This window comes from Shinella kummerowiae, assembly GCF_009827055.1.
Lineage (GTDB): Bacteria > Pseudomonadota > Alphaproteobacteria > Rhizobiales > Rhizobiaceae > Shinella > Shinella kummerowiae.
This window is the reverse complement of the sequence record NZ_WUMK01000005.1, coordinates 334,579-348,835: the sequence shown is the minus strand read 5'-3', so window position 1 is coordinate 348,835 and position 14,257 is coordinate 334,579. Positions and strand designations below refer to the sequence as shown.

Below are 14,257 nucleotides of genomic sequence, written 5' to 3'. Positions count from 1 at the left end.
CGATCCTGTATATGAGCGCGGAGTACGGATGCCAACAGCCTTGCATGCTTATGAAACGCTGCTTGCACGTATCCAGTCGCGTGAGGCACATATCGGCGTTATCGGCCTCGGCTATGTCGGATTGCCGCTCGGCATTACGGTCGCGCGGGCCGGGTTCACAGTGAGTGGCTTCGACATCGATCCCGGCAAGATCGTCGCGATCGACGCCGGCCGCAGCTATATCGAAGCGGTTCCGAGCGACATTCTCGCCGAAGAACACCGGGCCGGTCGATTCGGCGCGACCTCCGATTTTTGCAGGCTTGCCGATTGCGACGTCATCGCCATCTGCGTGCCGACGCCATTGACCCACCATCGCGACCCCGACATGAGCTTCGTCGAGAAGACGTGCCAAGACATCGCCCGCACGCTGCGGCGCGGCCAGCTCATTGTATTGGAATCGACCACCTATCCCGGCACGACCGACGGCCTCGTCCGCCGCACGCTGGAGGCCGGCGGCCTGAAATCAGGCGAAGACTTCTTCCTCGGTTTCTCGCCGGAGCGGGAAGACCCCGGCAACCGGGAATTCCAGACCTCGACCATCCCGAAAGTCATCGCCGGCGACGGTGCGGAAGCGCAGACGCTCGTGGCCGCCTTCTACGGCGCGGTCGTCAAGACCATCGTGCCTGTCTCGTCCACCGCCACCGCCGAAGCTGTGAAGCTGACGGAAAACGTCTTTCGTGCGGTCAATATCGCGCTGGTGAACGAACTCAAGGTCATCTACGAGGCGATGGGCATCGACATCTGGGAGGTGGTCGATGCGGCAAGCTCGAAACCCTTCGGCTACATGCCGTTTTATCCCGGACCCGGCCTTGGCGGGCATTGCATTCCGATCGACCCCTTCTACCTGACCTGGGCATCGCGTGCCTACGAACTGCCAACCCGCTTCATCGAGCTTGCTGGCGAGATCAACTCGGCCATGCCTCGTCATGTGGTCGGCAAGCTTGCCGAAGCGCTCGACAGGCGTCTGGGCAAGGCGCTGAGCCGCTCGAAAGTGCTGGTTATCGGCCTCGCCTACAAGAAGAACGTGCCCGACATCCGCGAAAGCCCGTCACTCAAGCTGATCGAACTGATCGAGGAGCGGGGCGGCTCGGTCGACTACTACGACCCCTATGTGCCGGAAATACCGCCGACGCGCGAATATGGCGCCTTCAAGGGACGCCCCTCGATTGTCTGGAGCGAGGAAACGGTCCGGTCCTTCGATGCCGTGCTCATCGCCACCGATCATGACAGCGTCGACTACGCGGCGCTCGCCGCATGGAGCGACCTGATCATCGACACCCGCAACGTCTTCGCGCGCCGCGATATCGCCGGCGACGCGATCATCAAGGCATAGTCATGAGCCGCCTGGAAAGCTTCATCCGCCGCATGTCGGCGCAGCGCGACGTCATCAACCATGTCAGCGAAACGCTGCCGCTTCCGGCCGATGGGGTCATTCTGGAGATCGGTCTCGGCAATGGCCGCACGTTCGATCACCTGCGTGAAAAATTCCCGGGCCGGCGGATCATCGCCTTCGACCGGGCGCTCGGAGCGCATTCGTCCTCGATGCCGGAGCCGGGCGATCTGATCCTCGGCGAGATCGCGCAAACCGCCGAAGCCTATGCTGATGGTGCCGCAGCACTCGCCCATGCCGATATCGGCACGGGCTATGACGACAAGGACGCCGTCACCCTGACCTGGCTGCCGGATATCGTCAGCCGGGCGCTCGCAACGGGCGGCATCGCCATCAGCGGCCTGCCACTCGACCATGCGGCGCTGGAGCCGCTACCGGTTCCCGCCACCGTCGACAGCCGCCGCTACTTCCTCTACCGCAGAAGGCCCTGAAGGCCATGCCGGCCGTCGCCGTCATCGCGGACGCCCATTTCCACGATATTGAGGGCGACTACGATTTCGCCGGGATTTCGGTGAATGGCCGCAAACTGACGGTCAGGACCTGGGCGGACACGGCCGGCTCGACGCGGGTTTTCAACGAGAGTTTCGCGGCCCTCAAGGCTGCCCTCGACCGGGTGGTCGCCAAGCGTGTCCGCCATGTCGTGCTGCTCGGCGACTATACCGACGACGGCCAGCGCGAGACCACGGCAAGCCTCGTCCGCCTGCTGGCGCACTACCGCGCCCTGCATGGGCTATCCTTCTATGCCACGCCGGGCAACCACGACGTCTTCGGGCCGCTCGGCAAACACCGCGACACCCGCTACGTCGATTCCTCCGGTGGCACGACGCTGGTCACGAGCGATGCCGGAAAAGCGGTAGCCGATCCCGGTCGGCCGGTCGTCACGCCAAAAATGTACTGCGATGGCGTGCCTGCCGGCCTCGAGGCCATGCGGGATTTCGGCTACTACCGCCAGCCCGGCTATCTGCACTGGGAAACACCCTTCGGCGAAAGCGACGACCCGGATCGTCGCCAGCACGACCTTGTCTCTGCCGACGGGCAGACCGTACGCCGGCTGATGGACGCCTCCTATCTGGTCGAACCGGAAGACGGTCTCTGGCTGCTGATGATCGACGCCAACGTCTTCGAGCCGCGCAACGGCAGACGCGACATCGCCCGCAAGAAGGCTTTCCTCGACAGTTCCGATGCCGGCTGGAACGCGCTGCTGCGCGTCAAACCCTACCTTCTCGACTGGATCGCGGATGTCGCGCAGCGGGCGAAAAAGCAGGGCAAACAACTGCTCGCCTTCTCGCATTACCCGGCGATCGACCCCTTCGAGGATGATACGGGAAGCGAAATGACGCTGTTCGGCGAGACGAATGTCGCAAAGCGCACACCCCATCGCCAGGTCGCGGAAACGCTCGCGACGGCGGGTATCGCGTTGCATTTCAGCGGCCATCTGCATGTCGAGGCCAGCTCCCGGCTTGATGTGGCGGGCCGCAGGTTCACCAACATCGCCGTACCCTCGCTCGTTGCCTTTCCGGCCGGCTTCGTTGTCGTCGAGACAGCGGACGCAACACCCACGGTCGAGAGCGTGTCGCTCTCCGGCGAGACCCTCGATACGGACCTTGTTTCGCTGTATTGCGCAGAGCATCACCACTCCGATGCGGAGGTGGATTCGGCCTTGGAGGCGAATACTTACGGAGATTTCCTCTATCGCCACATGCATTCCCTGACCGTTCGGCGCTATCTGCCGAAAGAATGGCCTCCGGAAATGGCAGCGCGTGTGAAGGGCATGTCGCTATGGGATTTTTGTCTGCTGATGGCGGATGGCGCGGCAGGCACTGTCGACGAACAGGCATCGGCATTCGGCGTCAATCCCGCCTTGCTACGGGATTCCGCGATGCTGGATCTGGTCGCCGATTGGTATTCTCTTCGCCAATCCCCGGCGCAGGCACCGGGCTATATTTCCGCCCGGAAGCTGGCATGTTACCGGTTCCTTGCACAGGTTTACGGCGACCTGCACGCCTCCGCACCGCACGAGCCAAAAGGATTCTTCGCGATCTTTCTCGGGGTCCTGGGACGCAGTCTGGAGCGCGCCGCGCGAGACGGGTTTTCCCATAAGTCCTAGAACGCGGCGACGAGCGGTCCACATTCGGTTTTGCCGCTCAGCGTCTGTGCGAGCCCTTTCGTCGAAACGGGGTCGCGCTCAACACTCTGTCTGTCTAGATTTGCCGCCCCGGCGACTGGTTGACAGGGTCTGACGATGAAAGCTGTGTTTGGCGCGATGATCGTTCTGATGGCGGCTTGCCTCACCCCTGCTAGAGCGCAGGACAGCCTGAGTGGCAGTAAGCCGATCGAAACGATCGAGAACCTCGACAGAGCGATCCGACTCGACCCCACCAACCCCATTTCCTACAACAATCGTGGCCTGGCTCATCTGTTTGCGGGGCGAGCCGAGCAGGCGGCGGCCGATTTCACCACGGTCATCGAGATTTTTCCCAACAATGCAATCGCCTACCAGAATCGCGCCAGGGCCTATCTCCAGGCGGGTGATTTCGGCCGATCCATCGCTGATTTCGACATGTCGCTGAAGCTCGATCCCGGGCTGGTGGAGAGCTACCAGGGACGTGGGGTCGCTCACATCCGGTTCGGTGTGCTCGACAAGGGCATTGCCGACTTTGACGACGTGATCAGGCGTAAGCCCACGGCCAACGCCTATACATCACGCGGCACGGCCTACGCGATGAAAAAGCAGTTCGACCGGGCGATTGCCGATTTCGACGAAGCGCTGCGCCTTGAACCGCAGCGCGCCGAGAGCTTGCAGAGCCGGGGCTCGGCATGGATCAGCAAAGGGGAGATCGATCGTGCTATCGCCGATCTCGACAAAGCGATCCAGCTCGATGGCACGCAGGCGCCGTGGTACAACCTGCGCGGCACCTCCCATGCCGCAAGGGGTGATTTTGCCCGCGCGATCATCGACTTCAAAAGGGCGGTCGAGCTCGACCCCGATAGCGCGGAATACCAGCGCAACCTCGGCGTCAGCCATGCCGAACTGGATGACAACAAGCCCGCGCTGGAGCATCTGGACAAGGCTCTGGCCCTGAACCCAAAGGATGACGTGGCCCTCTCCGGCCGCGGCTTCGTGCGATATCGCCTCGGCGACTTCGACGGCGCGTTTGTCGATCTGGACAAATCCATCGAACTCAACCCGAACCATGCCGACCACTACAACAATCGCGGGGAAATCTATCGCCGGGACGGTAAGCTGGAGAAGGCGCTGACAGATTTCGACCGCGCCCTTCAACTCGACCCGAGACAAAGAAGCGCCCAACAGAATCGCGCCATCGTTTTCCTCGCCATGAAGGAATACGATCGGGCGATTGCAGACTTCAATACGGTTATCGACCTGAAGCTCGACGACGAGGAAACCTATTACGGCCGCGCCGTCGCCTTGCGGGAAACGGGGCAAATCGACAAGGCCGTGGCGGATCTGGAGCATGTTCTTGGCCGCAGTCCCAACTTCTACAAGGCACGGGATCTGCTGCAGGAGATCAGAAGCAAGACGGCGCAATAGACGCTTCCGCCTGTGATTTGTGCCGGTGACAATTCGCCCCCTTCCCTGCCGAGATGAACGTCGGGCATTGTCCGGCGAAGAATTCAGCTGTAGCTCCCGAAGGTAAGAGCCGGACAGCCGGGAGGATACGACGTGACTCTGTCAGACAATCTTATGCGCCGGCTCGCCGAGCCGGGCCTGTTCGAACGCATCGCCGATGCCGCCTGGCTTGGCAGACCCGCGAACCGGGAAACGTTCGAGGTCTTTAACCCCGCAACGGGTGAACTGCTGGCAGAACTTCCGGACATGGGCGTGGACGAAACACGCGCCGCGATCGAGCGGGCATCCGAAGCACAGACCGAATGGGCCGCGCAGACCGCCCGCGAGCGTTCGGACACGCTGTGGCGCTGGCACCAGTTGATCGTGCGCCACACCGATGATCTCGCCACCATCCTGACCGCCGAGATGGGCAAGCCGCTCGCGGAGGCGAAATCCGAGGTCTCCCACGCCGCCGCCTATCTGCAATGGTATGCCGAAGAGGCAAACCGCATCTATGGCGAAACGATCCCCGCGCCCTCGCGCGATCGCCGCATGCTTGTCATCAAGCAGCCGATCGGCGTCGTCGGTGCGATCACACCTTGGAATTTCCCGGCATCGATGGTGGCCCGCAAGATCTCGCCGGCGCTGGCGGCCGGCTGCACGGTCGTGCTGAAGCCTGCCGAGCAGACGCCGCTGGTGGCGGGCGCCATGTTCGCCCTCGCCGAGCGGGCGGGCTTTCCGCCCGGCGTGGTCAACCTGATCTATGCCTCCGATGGCGACGTCGTCGGACGGGAACTCTGCTCGCACCCGAAGGTTCGCAAGATCAGCTTCACCGGCTCGACGGAAGTGGGGCGGCTTCTCATGCGCCAATGTTCCGACCAGGTGAAGAAGCTCAGCCTGGAACTCGGCGGCAATGCGCCTTTCATCGTCTTCGACGATGCGGACGTGGATGCCGCCGTGGATGGCGCGATCCAGGCCAAGTTCCGCAATGCCGGCCAGACCTGCGTCTCCGCCAACCGGCTCTATGTCCAGTCCGGCGTCCATGACGAATTTGCGCGGAAATTCACCGAACGCGTCGAAACGCTTTCCGTCGGCGATGGTTTCGAGGCGGGCGTCGCGATCGGTCCGCTGATCGACACGCGGGCCCGCGCCAAGATCGAGGCGCATGTCGCCGACGCGGTCGAGAAGGGCGGAAGCATTCGCTGCGGTGGCCGGCGGATCGACGGGGTGGGCACCTTCTATGCTCCGACCGTGCTGACAGGCATATCCCACACGATGCGGGTGGCGCAGGAAGAGACGTTCGGTCCGCTGGCGCCGATCATCCGCTTTGACGATGCCGACCAGGTCGTGCGTGAAGCGAATGACACGATCTATGGTCTCGCCGCCTATTTTTACGCGTCGAATCTCAGCCGGGTCTGGCGGGTGGCGGAAGCGCTGGAATATGGCATGGTTGGCATCAATACCGGTCGTATGTCCTCAGAAGCAGCTCCGTTCGGCGGCATGAAACAGTCGGGCATCGGCCGCGAGGGTTCTCGCCACGGGCTGGAGGACTATCTGGAAATGAAATACCTCTGCATGGGCGGCATCTGAGCAGGCTTTCCACCCACCACCCTGCACCTGCCCAGCATTTGCCGTCTGCCGCAGCTTTGCGGCAGGCGTCAATCGGTTTTCGATACGTGCTCGGGCTTGCCCTTGCGTTTCGTCGATGCCAAGTCCTCAAGCTGATCTTCGGACATGGATTTTTCCATGCCCTTCGAGGCACCTTTAAAATCGCTCTTCTTCATGTCACCGCGTTTTGCCGCCAGAGCAGCGCCCGCAGCCTTCTGCTGGGCTTTTGATTTTGCCGGCATAGCCGAACCTCCTGTTGACGACCGAAAGTGCCGCTCCTGAGAGAGCGCCTTCACCGCAGCCAGATCGCGACATCGCCGTTGGAGAGGTCGCGGCCATCCGTCAACCCAAGCGTTTCGCGGACGAATGCCTGTGCCGCAGCATGGGCCGCTTCCCGGCTCGGATAGGTATCCGGCAGGATATATTCCTTGCCCGCGCAGCACAGCAGCGCCCGGCAACTCAAGACATCGAAATGCAGCTGGACATCCGATTGGCTTTCCATCTTCGCCTCCCTTCAACGCAAATGATAAAATCGCGTCGACGGGCTGAAGTTCCCTGTCCGCCCCGATTTGTCCGCTAGGCGATTTCCAGATCGGCGCAAAGCGGCAGGTGATCGGAGGCGCGGCGGGCAAGCGGGCTGTCATGCACGAAGGCTCCGTTCACGCGGATCCCCTCGCCAACGAACAGGTGATCGATCCGCAGGAGCGGCAGGCGGGAGGGGAATGTCGGCCGCGGCCTGCCGCCCGCTTCGACCTGCACGTCGCGCAGCCGGCGCGCCACCATGCGGTAGGAGGCCGAGCGCGCGACGGCGTTCATATCCCCCGCGAGCACGACACGCGCCTCCTCCGGCATCGGGGCACCGAGCCAACCCGGCCCGATCAGGGCCTCGGTCTGCCGCACGCGCTCGGCACCGAGGAGGCCGAGATGGGTGACGAAAATCTGCAGCTTTACCGCCTCGACCGGCACCTCAACCCAGAGCGCGCCGCGCGGCTCGCCGCGCGACGGCAGACCGTCCGCCTTGACGAGACGTGTCGGAAGCGCGGTCAGAAGCGCGTCGCCATAGCGCTCCTCCTCCAGATGAAGTGCGGGGTGAAAATGCGACATCATTTGCAGGTGCCCGGCAATCGTCTGCGCCTGGTCGATGCCGCCGCTGCGGGCGCGCGACACGTCGACCTCCTGCAGCGCGACGATGTCCGCCTCGCATTCCGCGATCACCGCAGCGATCCGCGCCGGGTCGAGCTTGCGATCAGTGCCGAAGCAGCTGTGTACGTTGTAGGTCGCGATCCTCAGGAGCTTGCCCATGCCTTTCCTTTCAATCGATTACCGCCAGTGGAACACGGAAAGCCTCATTTTCGTTCCCGACCCATCAAGCGAGGAAAGAGAGACCGAATGAAACGCACGCACCTGCTGCACGCCTTCGTCGCCTGCGCCGTTCTTGTTGCCGGCTATCTGGTGTATCGGGCGTTGAGCCAGCATTCGTGGCAGGATATCCAGGCTTCGATCGCCGCCATTCCCCGGACGAACATGGCCCTGGCACTCGCCTTTGCGGCCTGTTCCTATCTCTGTCTGACGCTCTTCGATTTCCTGGCATTGCGTTACGTCGGCAAACCGCTCTCCTATCCACGCGCAGCACTTGCCTCCTTCACCGGCCTGTCGATCGGCCACAATGTTGGCGTTGCCGCCCTCAGCAGCGGTGCGGTGCGCTACCGCTTCTATGCGCGCTGGGGGCTGAATGCCGAAGAGATCGCCAAGCTGATCGTCTTCTGCGGCGTCACGGTCGGTCTGGGCCTGATCACGCTTGCGGGGCTATGCCTGCTCCTGCTTCCGGGAACCGCCGGCAAGGTCGCCGGGTTCGGAACGGTGGGGTCCATCGCACTCGGCCTCGGCTGCCTTGCCGTGAGCGCCGGATACCTGGTGCTCGCCGCTTTCGTGCGCGGCGAAGTGAAAGTCAGAGGCTGGCGCTTTGCCCTGCCGAAGCCGCAACTCGCCGCCCTGCAGGTTTGTGTGGGAACCATCAACTTTGCCTTCGTCGCGGCCTGCCTGCACCAGCTCCTTGGTGGTGCTGCGGGTTATATGGAAACCACCGCAGCCTATGTCGTCGGCAATCTGACGGCGCTTGTCAGCCACGTACCGGGCGGGATCGGCGTCCTGGAGGCGGCGATCGCCTTTCTGCTCGGGAGTTCCGCGTCGATCGGCGCGCTGATCGCTTTTCGTGTCGTCTACTTCTTCATCCCGCTGCCGCTGGGGCTCGTCTTGCTGCTGGCAAGCGAAGCCTTGCTCGGATCGAAGGACGAAGCCGGCCTGCGCGATAGTCCGAGCTGACGCCGCAAGAAGGCGCGCAATGAGCGCGGCCATGCGAAGAGAGGCCACCAGGGTGCGAGCGGGTCGACCAGCCCGGTCCCATAAACCGGATCGACGGCGCCTTCGCCCTCGGCCTGCCGGAAGGGCCTCAGGCCGCGCTCACGCGTATTGAACGCATCGATCGCCTGCACAAGAGATGCTTGCGCGCGGACAGCGGCCGCGAATACGCCGGGTTCCACATCGAGATGTTCCGCCACGAACCGGTCGCGCAAGGCGACGATGCGCGCGCGCTCCGCATCCGTCCGCGCCTCGACCGCCACGTCGAGTTCCGTGTCCAGCCCCTCGCTGCGCTGGTTGAGATTGGAGGAGCCGACACGCAGGAACACGTCGTCCACCACGATGGTTTTCGAGTGGATGATGATCTCCTGCTCTGTCCCATCCGGCTTGGGCACGACGGGATAGAAGGCACGCAGGCGACCATGTTTGTCACACTGGCTGAGCCGTCGGATGAAGCGGTCGCGGTTAGCACCGAGCACGAGCCGCTCGATGGTGCCGTGCGAACTGAGTGTCGAGATAACGACGACCTCCGGTCCGGCAGGGTCGGCAAGTTTTTCGCACAGCAGGTCGCAAATCCGCTTGGAGGCAAAATACTGGCTTTCGATGTAGATGTGCCGCCGCGCCGCCGAGAGAGCGGCAAGGGTGAGGTTCATGGCCTCCCGCGCGGCTGGACGCCCGCGGATAGCCGGCTCGGTGCGGGCAAAGGCGATACTGGTATTCGTCATGTCGGCGGGAAGATCATCGAGGCTCGCGGCACTCTGCCCCGCGCAAGCCGGCACGGTCTCGTCCGTGGCCTGCAGCCAACGCCGGCGCGCGATCTCGCCGGCCAGCCGCGCCGCCTCGCCATCCATTGCCATCTGCATATCATGCACGGGCTCGTAACGCTCACCCGAGGGCATGGTACGGCGCGGGTCGTCAACCGTGTGGTCGCTGGTGTCCCAGCGCTTCGCCGTCAGGTCGATGCCGCCGACAAAGGCAACGCGGTCGTCGACCACGACAAACTTCTGGTGGTGGGAGCCACGGATCGGGTGGCGGCTATCGAACGCGAGCCTGATGCGCGGATGAGAGGACCAGCGCCGCTTGCGGAACATCTTCAGCGACTTGCCGGAATAGATCGGCCCCATCGCCCAGACCAGCACGCGAATGGTCAGGTCAGGTCGTTCTTCGACAAGCCTGAGCAGGAAGGCGCCGAGCGTTGGCGATTGCGGTTCGCCAGGGCGGACCGGGATATCCGGATTGAAGTCCCAGCCGACGATCCAGATCTCGTTGCGTGCCTGCTGCAGAACAGCTTCCAGTGTCCGGAAATAGGCTTCGCCATCGACAAGAACGCTGAGGCGATCGGCTTTCGCCACGCGCCACGCGTTCCGTCCCGGCCGGATGATCGGAGAGTGCGGATCTGCCTGGACGTGTAACGGATAGCCTTCATTTCGCACGATCTGCCGCCTTGCCTGATAAGATCAATCACTGCGCGCAGAAATTCCCGGGAACGCCTTTGGTTCCGGTGGGCCTTACAGATGGCAGGCGTTTGCTACAGCCGCCAGGCGCCGGTGATCGTCACCCGCGTCGGTTCATCGATTTGCGGCCGATGACGGCTGAAAGCGCGCAGGGTCTGGCCGTCGTCGAGTTCCAGGGTCAGGCTGTATCGCTCGCCCTCATAGAGCGAGGCGCGGATGCGCGCAGCAAGCCCCTCTCCCGACAGATGGACATCCTCCGGCCGAACGAGAACGTCAGCCATCGGTCTGTCGGCGGGCGATGGCTTGTCGAGGCCTTCACGCAAAGCCTGCCAGTCGATTTTTCTTGGCGCCCCATCCGGGAGGGCAAGCGACAGAATGGCGCCACGGCCGATGAGGCCACCGACGAGCCTGCCCTCCGGCCGGGCATAGATTTCTTCCGGCGGCGCAACCTGCAGAAGCTTTCCATGCGACATGACGGCAATGTCCGTCGCGAGCGCCATGGCTTCGCTCTGATCGTGCGTGACATAGACCATCGTCGCGCCTGAACGCCGGTGGAAGTCGCGAAAGGTCTCTTCCATTTCCTGCCGGAGATGCCGGTCGAGATTGGCGAGCGGCTCATCGAGCAGCACCACGTCCGGCTGGGTGACGAGGCAGCGGGCGAGTGCCACCCGCTGCCGCTGGCCGCCGGACAGGTCCGCCGGTCGTCGATCGGCGTAGTCCGCGAGCCGGACGGTATCGAGTGCTTCGCCTATTCTCGCACGGTGGATGTCTTTCGACACGCCGCGCACCTTCAGCGGATAACCGACATTTTCAGCGACGGTCATATGCGGCCAGAGCGCATAGGACTGGAACACCATGGCCATGTTACGCCGTTCCGGCGGCAGGGATTTTTCGGAATCGGCAAGAAGCCGCTCGCCGAGATAGATCGCCCCGTCGCTCGGCGCCTCGAAGCCGGCGATCATGCGCAGCACGGTGGTCTTGCCGCAGCCGGAAGGACCGAGCAGCGCCAGGAAGCCCCCCTCGCGCACCTCCAGCGAAAGGCCGCTCACCGCCGGCCGGCCCGTGCCGAAATCCTTGCTGACATTGTTGAGGATCAGCTTCGCCACGGCACGACCCCTCTCGGCAGGTATTTCGCCATCAGTTCGAGCAGCAGCATCATGACAACGACCATGACGACCACGAGCACCGACAGCGCCGAGGCAAGATCGGAGCTGCCGCTGTCATCGAGATTGTAGATGACGACACCCAACGTCTGCGTGCCGGCCGACCAGAGCAGCGCCGACACCGTCAACTCGTTGCAGGCGATGAGGAAAACGAGAATGACCGATGCACCGGCAGCGGGCGCCACAAGCGGCAGGAGAACATCGATGAGGCGCCGGAGGAAACTAGCGCCGGCAAGCCGTGCCGCCTCTTCCAGCCCCGGATCGAGCTGCCGATAGGCGCTGACGACCGGCTTGAGGCTGACGGCGAAGAAGCTCGCAAAATAGGCGAGAAGGATGATCCAGATCGTGCCGTAGAGCGTGACGTTGATGACCGGCAGCGGCGCGGCGAAAACAAGGATGAAGGCGACGGCGATGATGATGCCGGGCAGCGCATAGGGAATTTCGATCAGGCTTGCGACGAGGCGCGCGGCGGCATCGCGACGACGCGTCAGCACATAGCCGGCAAGAACCGACAGGCAAAGCAAACCACCCGCCGTGACTGCGGCGAGGAAAACCGAATTGGCGAAGGCGGTGCGCGTCACGACCTGCCGCAGCAGAACCTCCTCGAAGGCATGGAACGACAGGGTCTCGAAGGTCAACGGCGAAGGCCGGGACCAGCGCGCCGGCGACCAGCGCGAGGAAGGGTGCGACCAGCATGAAGAGCGCGACCAGAAGCAGGGGGACCAGGACGAGTTTCCAAGGTCCGATCTGGAAGGAGGTCGCGGCACCGGACTGGCCGAGGATGCGGTAATCACGGCCGCCCAACGCCCGTTCCTGCACGTTAAGCCCTGCCACGGCAATCAGCGCGATGACGCCGGAAAGCACGGCGACCTCGCCGAAGGTCTGGTTCGTGAAGGCGGCGAACTTGGTGAAGATCAGCGTCGCCAGCGTATAGATCGAGGCCGGTATGCCGAGGATCGCCGGAATGCCGAAATTGCCGATGCACGAGACGAAGGCCACCGCCGCGCCCGCGATCATGCCGGGCAACGCCAATGGCAGCAAGATATCGCGGAAGGTGCGCAGCGCCGATGCCCCGGACAGCCGCGCCGCCTCGATGCCATCGCGCGGGATGACCAGCAGCCCGGCTCTCAGCGCGAGATAGACGAGCGGCGCGTGCTGCACGCCATAAAGCAGCGCGATGCCGCCGACCGAATAGAGCGGCTGCGGCGAGCCGAGCGGCGGGGCGATGTGCAGCGCCTTGAGCAGCGGGCTAGACGGGCCGGACATCTGCACCCACGCAAGTGCCGTCACCTGGGGCGGGATCATCATCGGCAGAACGAACAGAAAGCTGAACGGCCCCCTCGCTGGCACGTCCGTGAGCGTCAGCACGAAGGCAAAGAACGCCCCGATCACGAGCGAGATGATGGTTCCGAAGAGGGCGGTGACCAGCGTGTAATAGGTCGCCGACCAGAGGGTGCGGTCGGTGAGCACGGCAAACGCGCCGCCCCCCGCAAAGGCGCCGATACCCGTCACGGCGAGCCGCGCAAGCGGCAGCACGCTGAGGACGAGGACGACGCCGACGATAAGCGGAAACAGCCAGGCCGGCTGGCTGTTTCCCGGACGAACATATCCGTGCATGGAAGGCCGCAGCCGAGCCTCAGTTCGAGCCGAAGTGATCGGAGAAGGTCTTCAGGTCGGCATCAGTGTTCTTGAGTGCGGTTGCGGCATCGAGCGGCAGGACGCGGATGGTCTCGCGCGCCGGGAAGCCTTCCGGCATGGCGATGCCATTGCGGGCCGGGATGTAACCGAGCTTCACAAAACCTTCCTGGCCCTCGACCGAGAGGACATAGTCGACGAACTTCTTGGCAGCGTCGACATTCTTGGACGAGGCGAGGATGCCGACCGGCTCGGTGACAGCGGAGACGCCTTCGGCCGGGAAGACGAACTCAACCGGTGCGCCCTTGGCCTTTTCACGGATCGGCATGTAGTCGACCACCATGCCATAGGCCTTTTCACCAGAGGCGACGGCCTTCAGCACGGCACCGTTGCCGCCGGCAGCCGTCGTACCGTTTTCGGCAAGCGCCTTGTAATAGGCCCAGCCGAGGCTCTCGACGCCCGTCAGCGTCTGGGCATGGATGAGGGCGGCGCCCGAGGTGAGCGGGCTCGGCATGGTCACGAGGCCCTTGGCCTCGGGCTTTACCAGGTCCTGCCAGCTTGAGGGTTTCATGCCGGCGGCGGTGTTGTAGACGATGCCGGTGGTGATCAGTTTGGTCGAATAGTAGTGGCCGTCCTTGTCGTACAGGCTGGCATCGTAGTTCGCGGCTTCCGGCGACGCATAGGCAAGCAGCTTGCCGTCCTGCTTCAGGCGTTCGAGCGTGACGGTGTCGGCGATCAGCAGCACGTCGGCAACCGGGTTGCCGGCGGCGATTTCGGCCTGGAGCTTGGCCATGATCTTCGGCGTGCCGTCGCGGACCCAATCCACCTTGATGTCCGGATTGGCGGCCATGAAGCCGTCGACGGTCGCCTGCGCGTCTTCGTTGGGCTGGCTGGTGTAGAGGACGAGGTTTGCAGCAGAGGCCGGAAGCGCGACGAGGCCGGCGGTGAAGAGAGCAGCAGCAGAAACGAGAGTTTTCATGGGAGCATCCTTCCGAAACAGAACCGCTCCGTATCCCTGCCACTTGACACCCGTGTGACA

The 14,257-nt window shown here is 63.6% G+C and carries 12 protein-coding genes and 1 pseudogene; 6 read left to right on the top strand and 7 right to left on the bottom strand.

Annotation, left to right across the window (positions count from 1 at the left end):
* Positions 1-28: 28 nt before the first annotated feature.
* The 5 genes from GR138_RS15305 (at position 29) to GR138_RS15285 (ending at position 6,590) form a co-directional block, all read left to right on the top strand.
* A complete protein-coding gene (locus tag GR138_RS15305; protein ID WP_160860104.1) occupies positions 29-1,372 on the top strand; it encodes a nucleotide sugar dehydrogenase in 1,344 nt (447 codons plus the stop codon).
* A 2-nt stretch (positions 1,373-1,374) separates the two neighbouring features.
* The gene (locus GR138_RS15300) at positions 1,375-1,860 is read left to right on the top strand and encodes a class I SAM-dependent methyltransferase (RefSeq protein WP_160860103.1); all 486 of its coding nucleotides are present in this window, start codon (positions 1,375-1,377) and stop codon (positions 1,858-1,860) included.
* Between the two features lie 5 nt (positions 1,861-1,865).
* Positions 1,866-3,536, top strand: coding sequence for a metallophosphoesterase family protein (locus GR138_RS15295; RefSeq protein WP_160860102.1), 1,671 nt, complete (start codon positions 1,866-1,868; stop codon positions 3,534-3,536).
* 156 nt (positions 3,537-3,692) lie between these two features.
* Entirely contained in the window at positions 3,693-4,982 is a 1,290-nt protein-coding gene (locus tag GR138_RS15290; protein WP_160860101.1) for a tetratricopeptide repeat protein, read from the top strand.
* A 153-nt stretch (positions 4,983-5,135) separates the two neighbouring features.
* Positions 5,136-6,590, top strand: a complete 1,455-nt coding sequence (locus tag GR138_RS15285) for an NAD-dependent succinate-semialdehyde dehydrogenase (RefSeq protein ID WP_160860275.1) — start codon at positions 5,136-5,138, stop codon at positions 6,588-6,590.
* A 68-nt stretch (positions 6,591-6,658) separates the two neighbouring features.
* Here GR138_RS15285 and GR138_RS15280 read toward each other — a convergent pair whose 3' ends face one another.
* The 3 genes from GR138_RS15280 to GR138_RS15270 all read right to left on the bottom strand — a co-directional run bounded on the left by GR138_RS15280 (position 6,659) and on the right by GR138_RS15270 (position 7,910).
* Complete coding sequence (locus tag GR138_RS15280) at positions 6,659-6,850, bottom strand: DUF3008 family protein (protein WP_160860100.1); 192 nt, start codon at positions 6,848-6,850, stop codon at positions 6,659-6,661.
* A gap of 50 nt (positions 6,851-6,900) precedes the next feature.
* Positions 6,901-7,110, bottom strand: coding sequence for a hypothetical protein (locus GR138_RS15275; RefSeq protein WP_160860099.1), 210 nt, complete (start codon positions 7,108-7,110; stop codon positions 6,901-6,903).
* Positions 7,111-7,184: 74 nt separating this feature from the next.
* Positions 7,185-7,910, bottom strand: coding sequence for an endonuclease/exonuclease/phosphatase family protein (locus tag GR138_RS15270; RefSeq protein WP_160860098.1), 726 nt, complete (start codon positions 7,908-7,910; stop codon positions 7,185-7,187).
* Positions 7,911-7,997: 87 nt separating this feature from the next.
* On the opposite strand from GR138_RS15270, the gene GR138_RS15265 reads away from it, so the two are divergent.
* Complete coding sequence (locus tag GR138_RS15265) at positions 7,998-8,930, top strand: lysylphosphatidylglycerol synthase domain-containing protein (protein ID WP_160860097.1); 933 nt, start codon at positions 7,998-8,000, stop codon at positions 8,928-8,930.
* Here GR138_RS15265 and GR138_RS15260 read toward each other — a convergent pair.
* The 4 genes and pseudogenes from GR138_RS15260 to GR138_RS15245 form a co-directional block, all read right to left on the bottom strand.
* Complete coding sequence (locus GR138_RS15260) at positions 8,828-10,318, bottom strand: phospholipase D-like domain-containing protein (RefSeq protein ID WP_338091102.1); 1,491 nt, start codon at positions 10,316-10,318, stop codon at positions 8,828-8,830. The two genes, GR138_RS15265 and GR138_RS15260, sit on opposite strands and share 103 nt — an antisense overlap.
* Before the next feature lie 176 nt (positions 10,319-10,494).
* Positions 10,495-11,526 carry an ATP-binding cassette domain-containing protein gene (locus GR138_RS15255; RefSeq protein ID WP_160860096.1) on the bottom strand — a complete coding sequence of 344 codons (1,032 nt, stop codon included), beginning with the start codon at positions 11,524-11,526 and terminating at the stop codon, positions 10,495-10,497.
* Positions 11,514-13,200, bottom strand: a pseudogene (locus GR138_RS15250) (ABC transporter permease). Before GR138_RS15250 ends, GR138_RS15255 begins: the two are co-directional and overlap by 13 nt.
* A 19-nt stretch (positions 13,201-13,219) precedes the next feature.
* A complete protein-coding gene (locus GR138_RS15245) occupies positions 13,220-14,197 on the bottom strand; it encodes an ABC transporter substrate-binding protein (RefSeq protein WP_160860095.1) in 978 nt (325 codons plus the stop codon).
* Between the last annotated feature and the right edge of the window lie 60 nt (positions 14,198-14,257).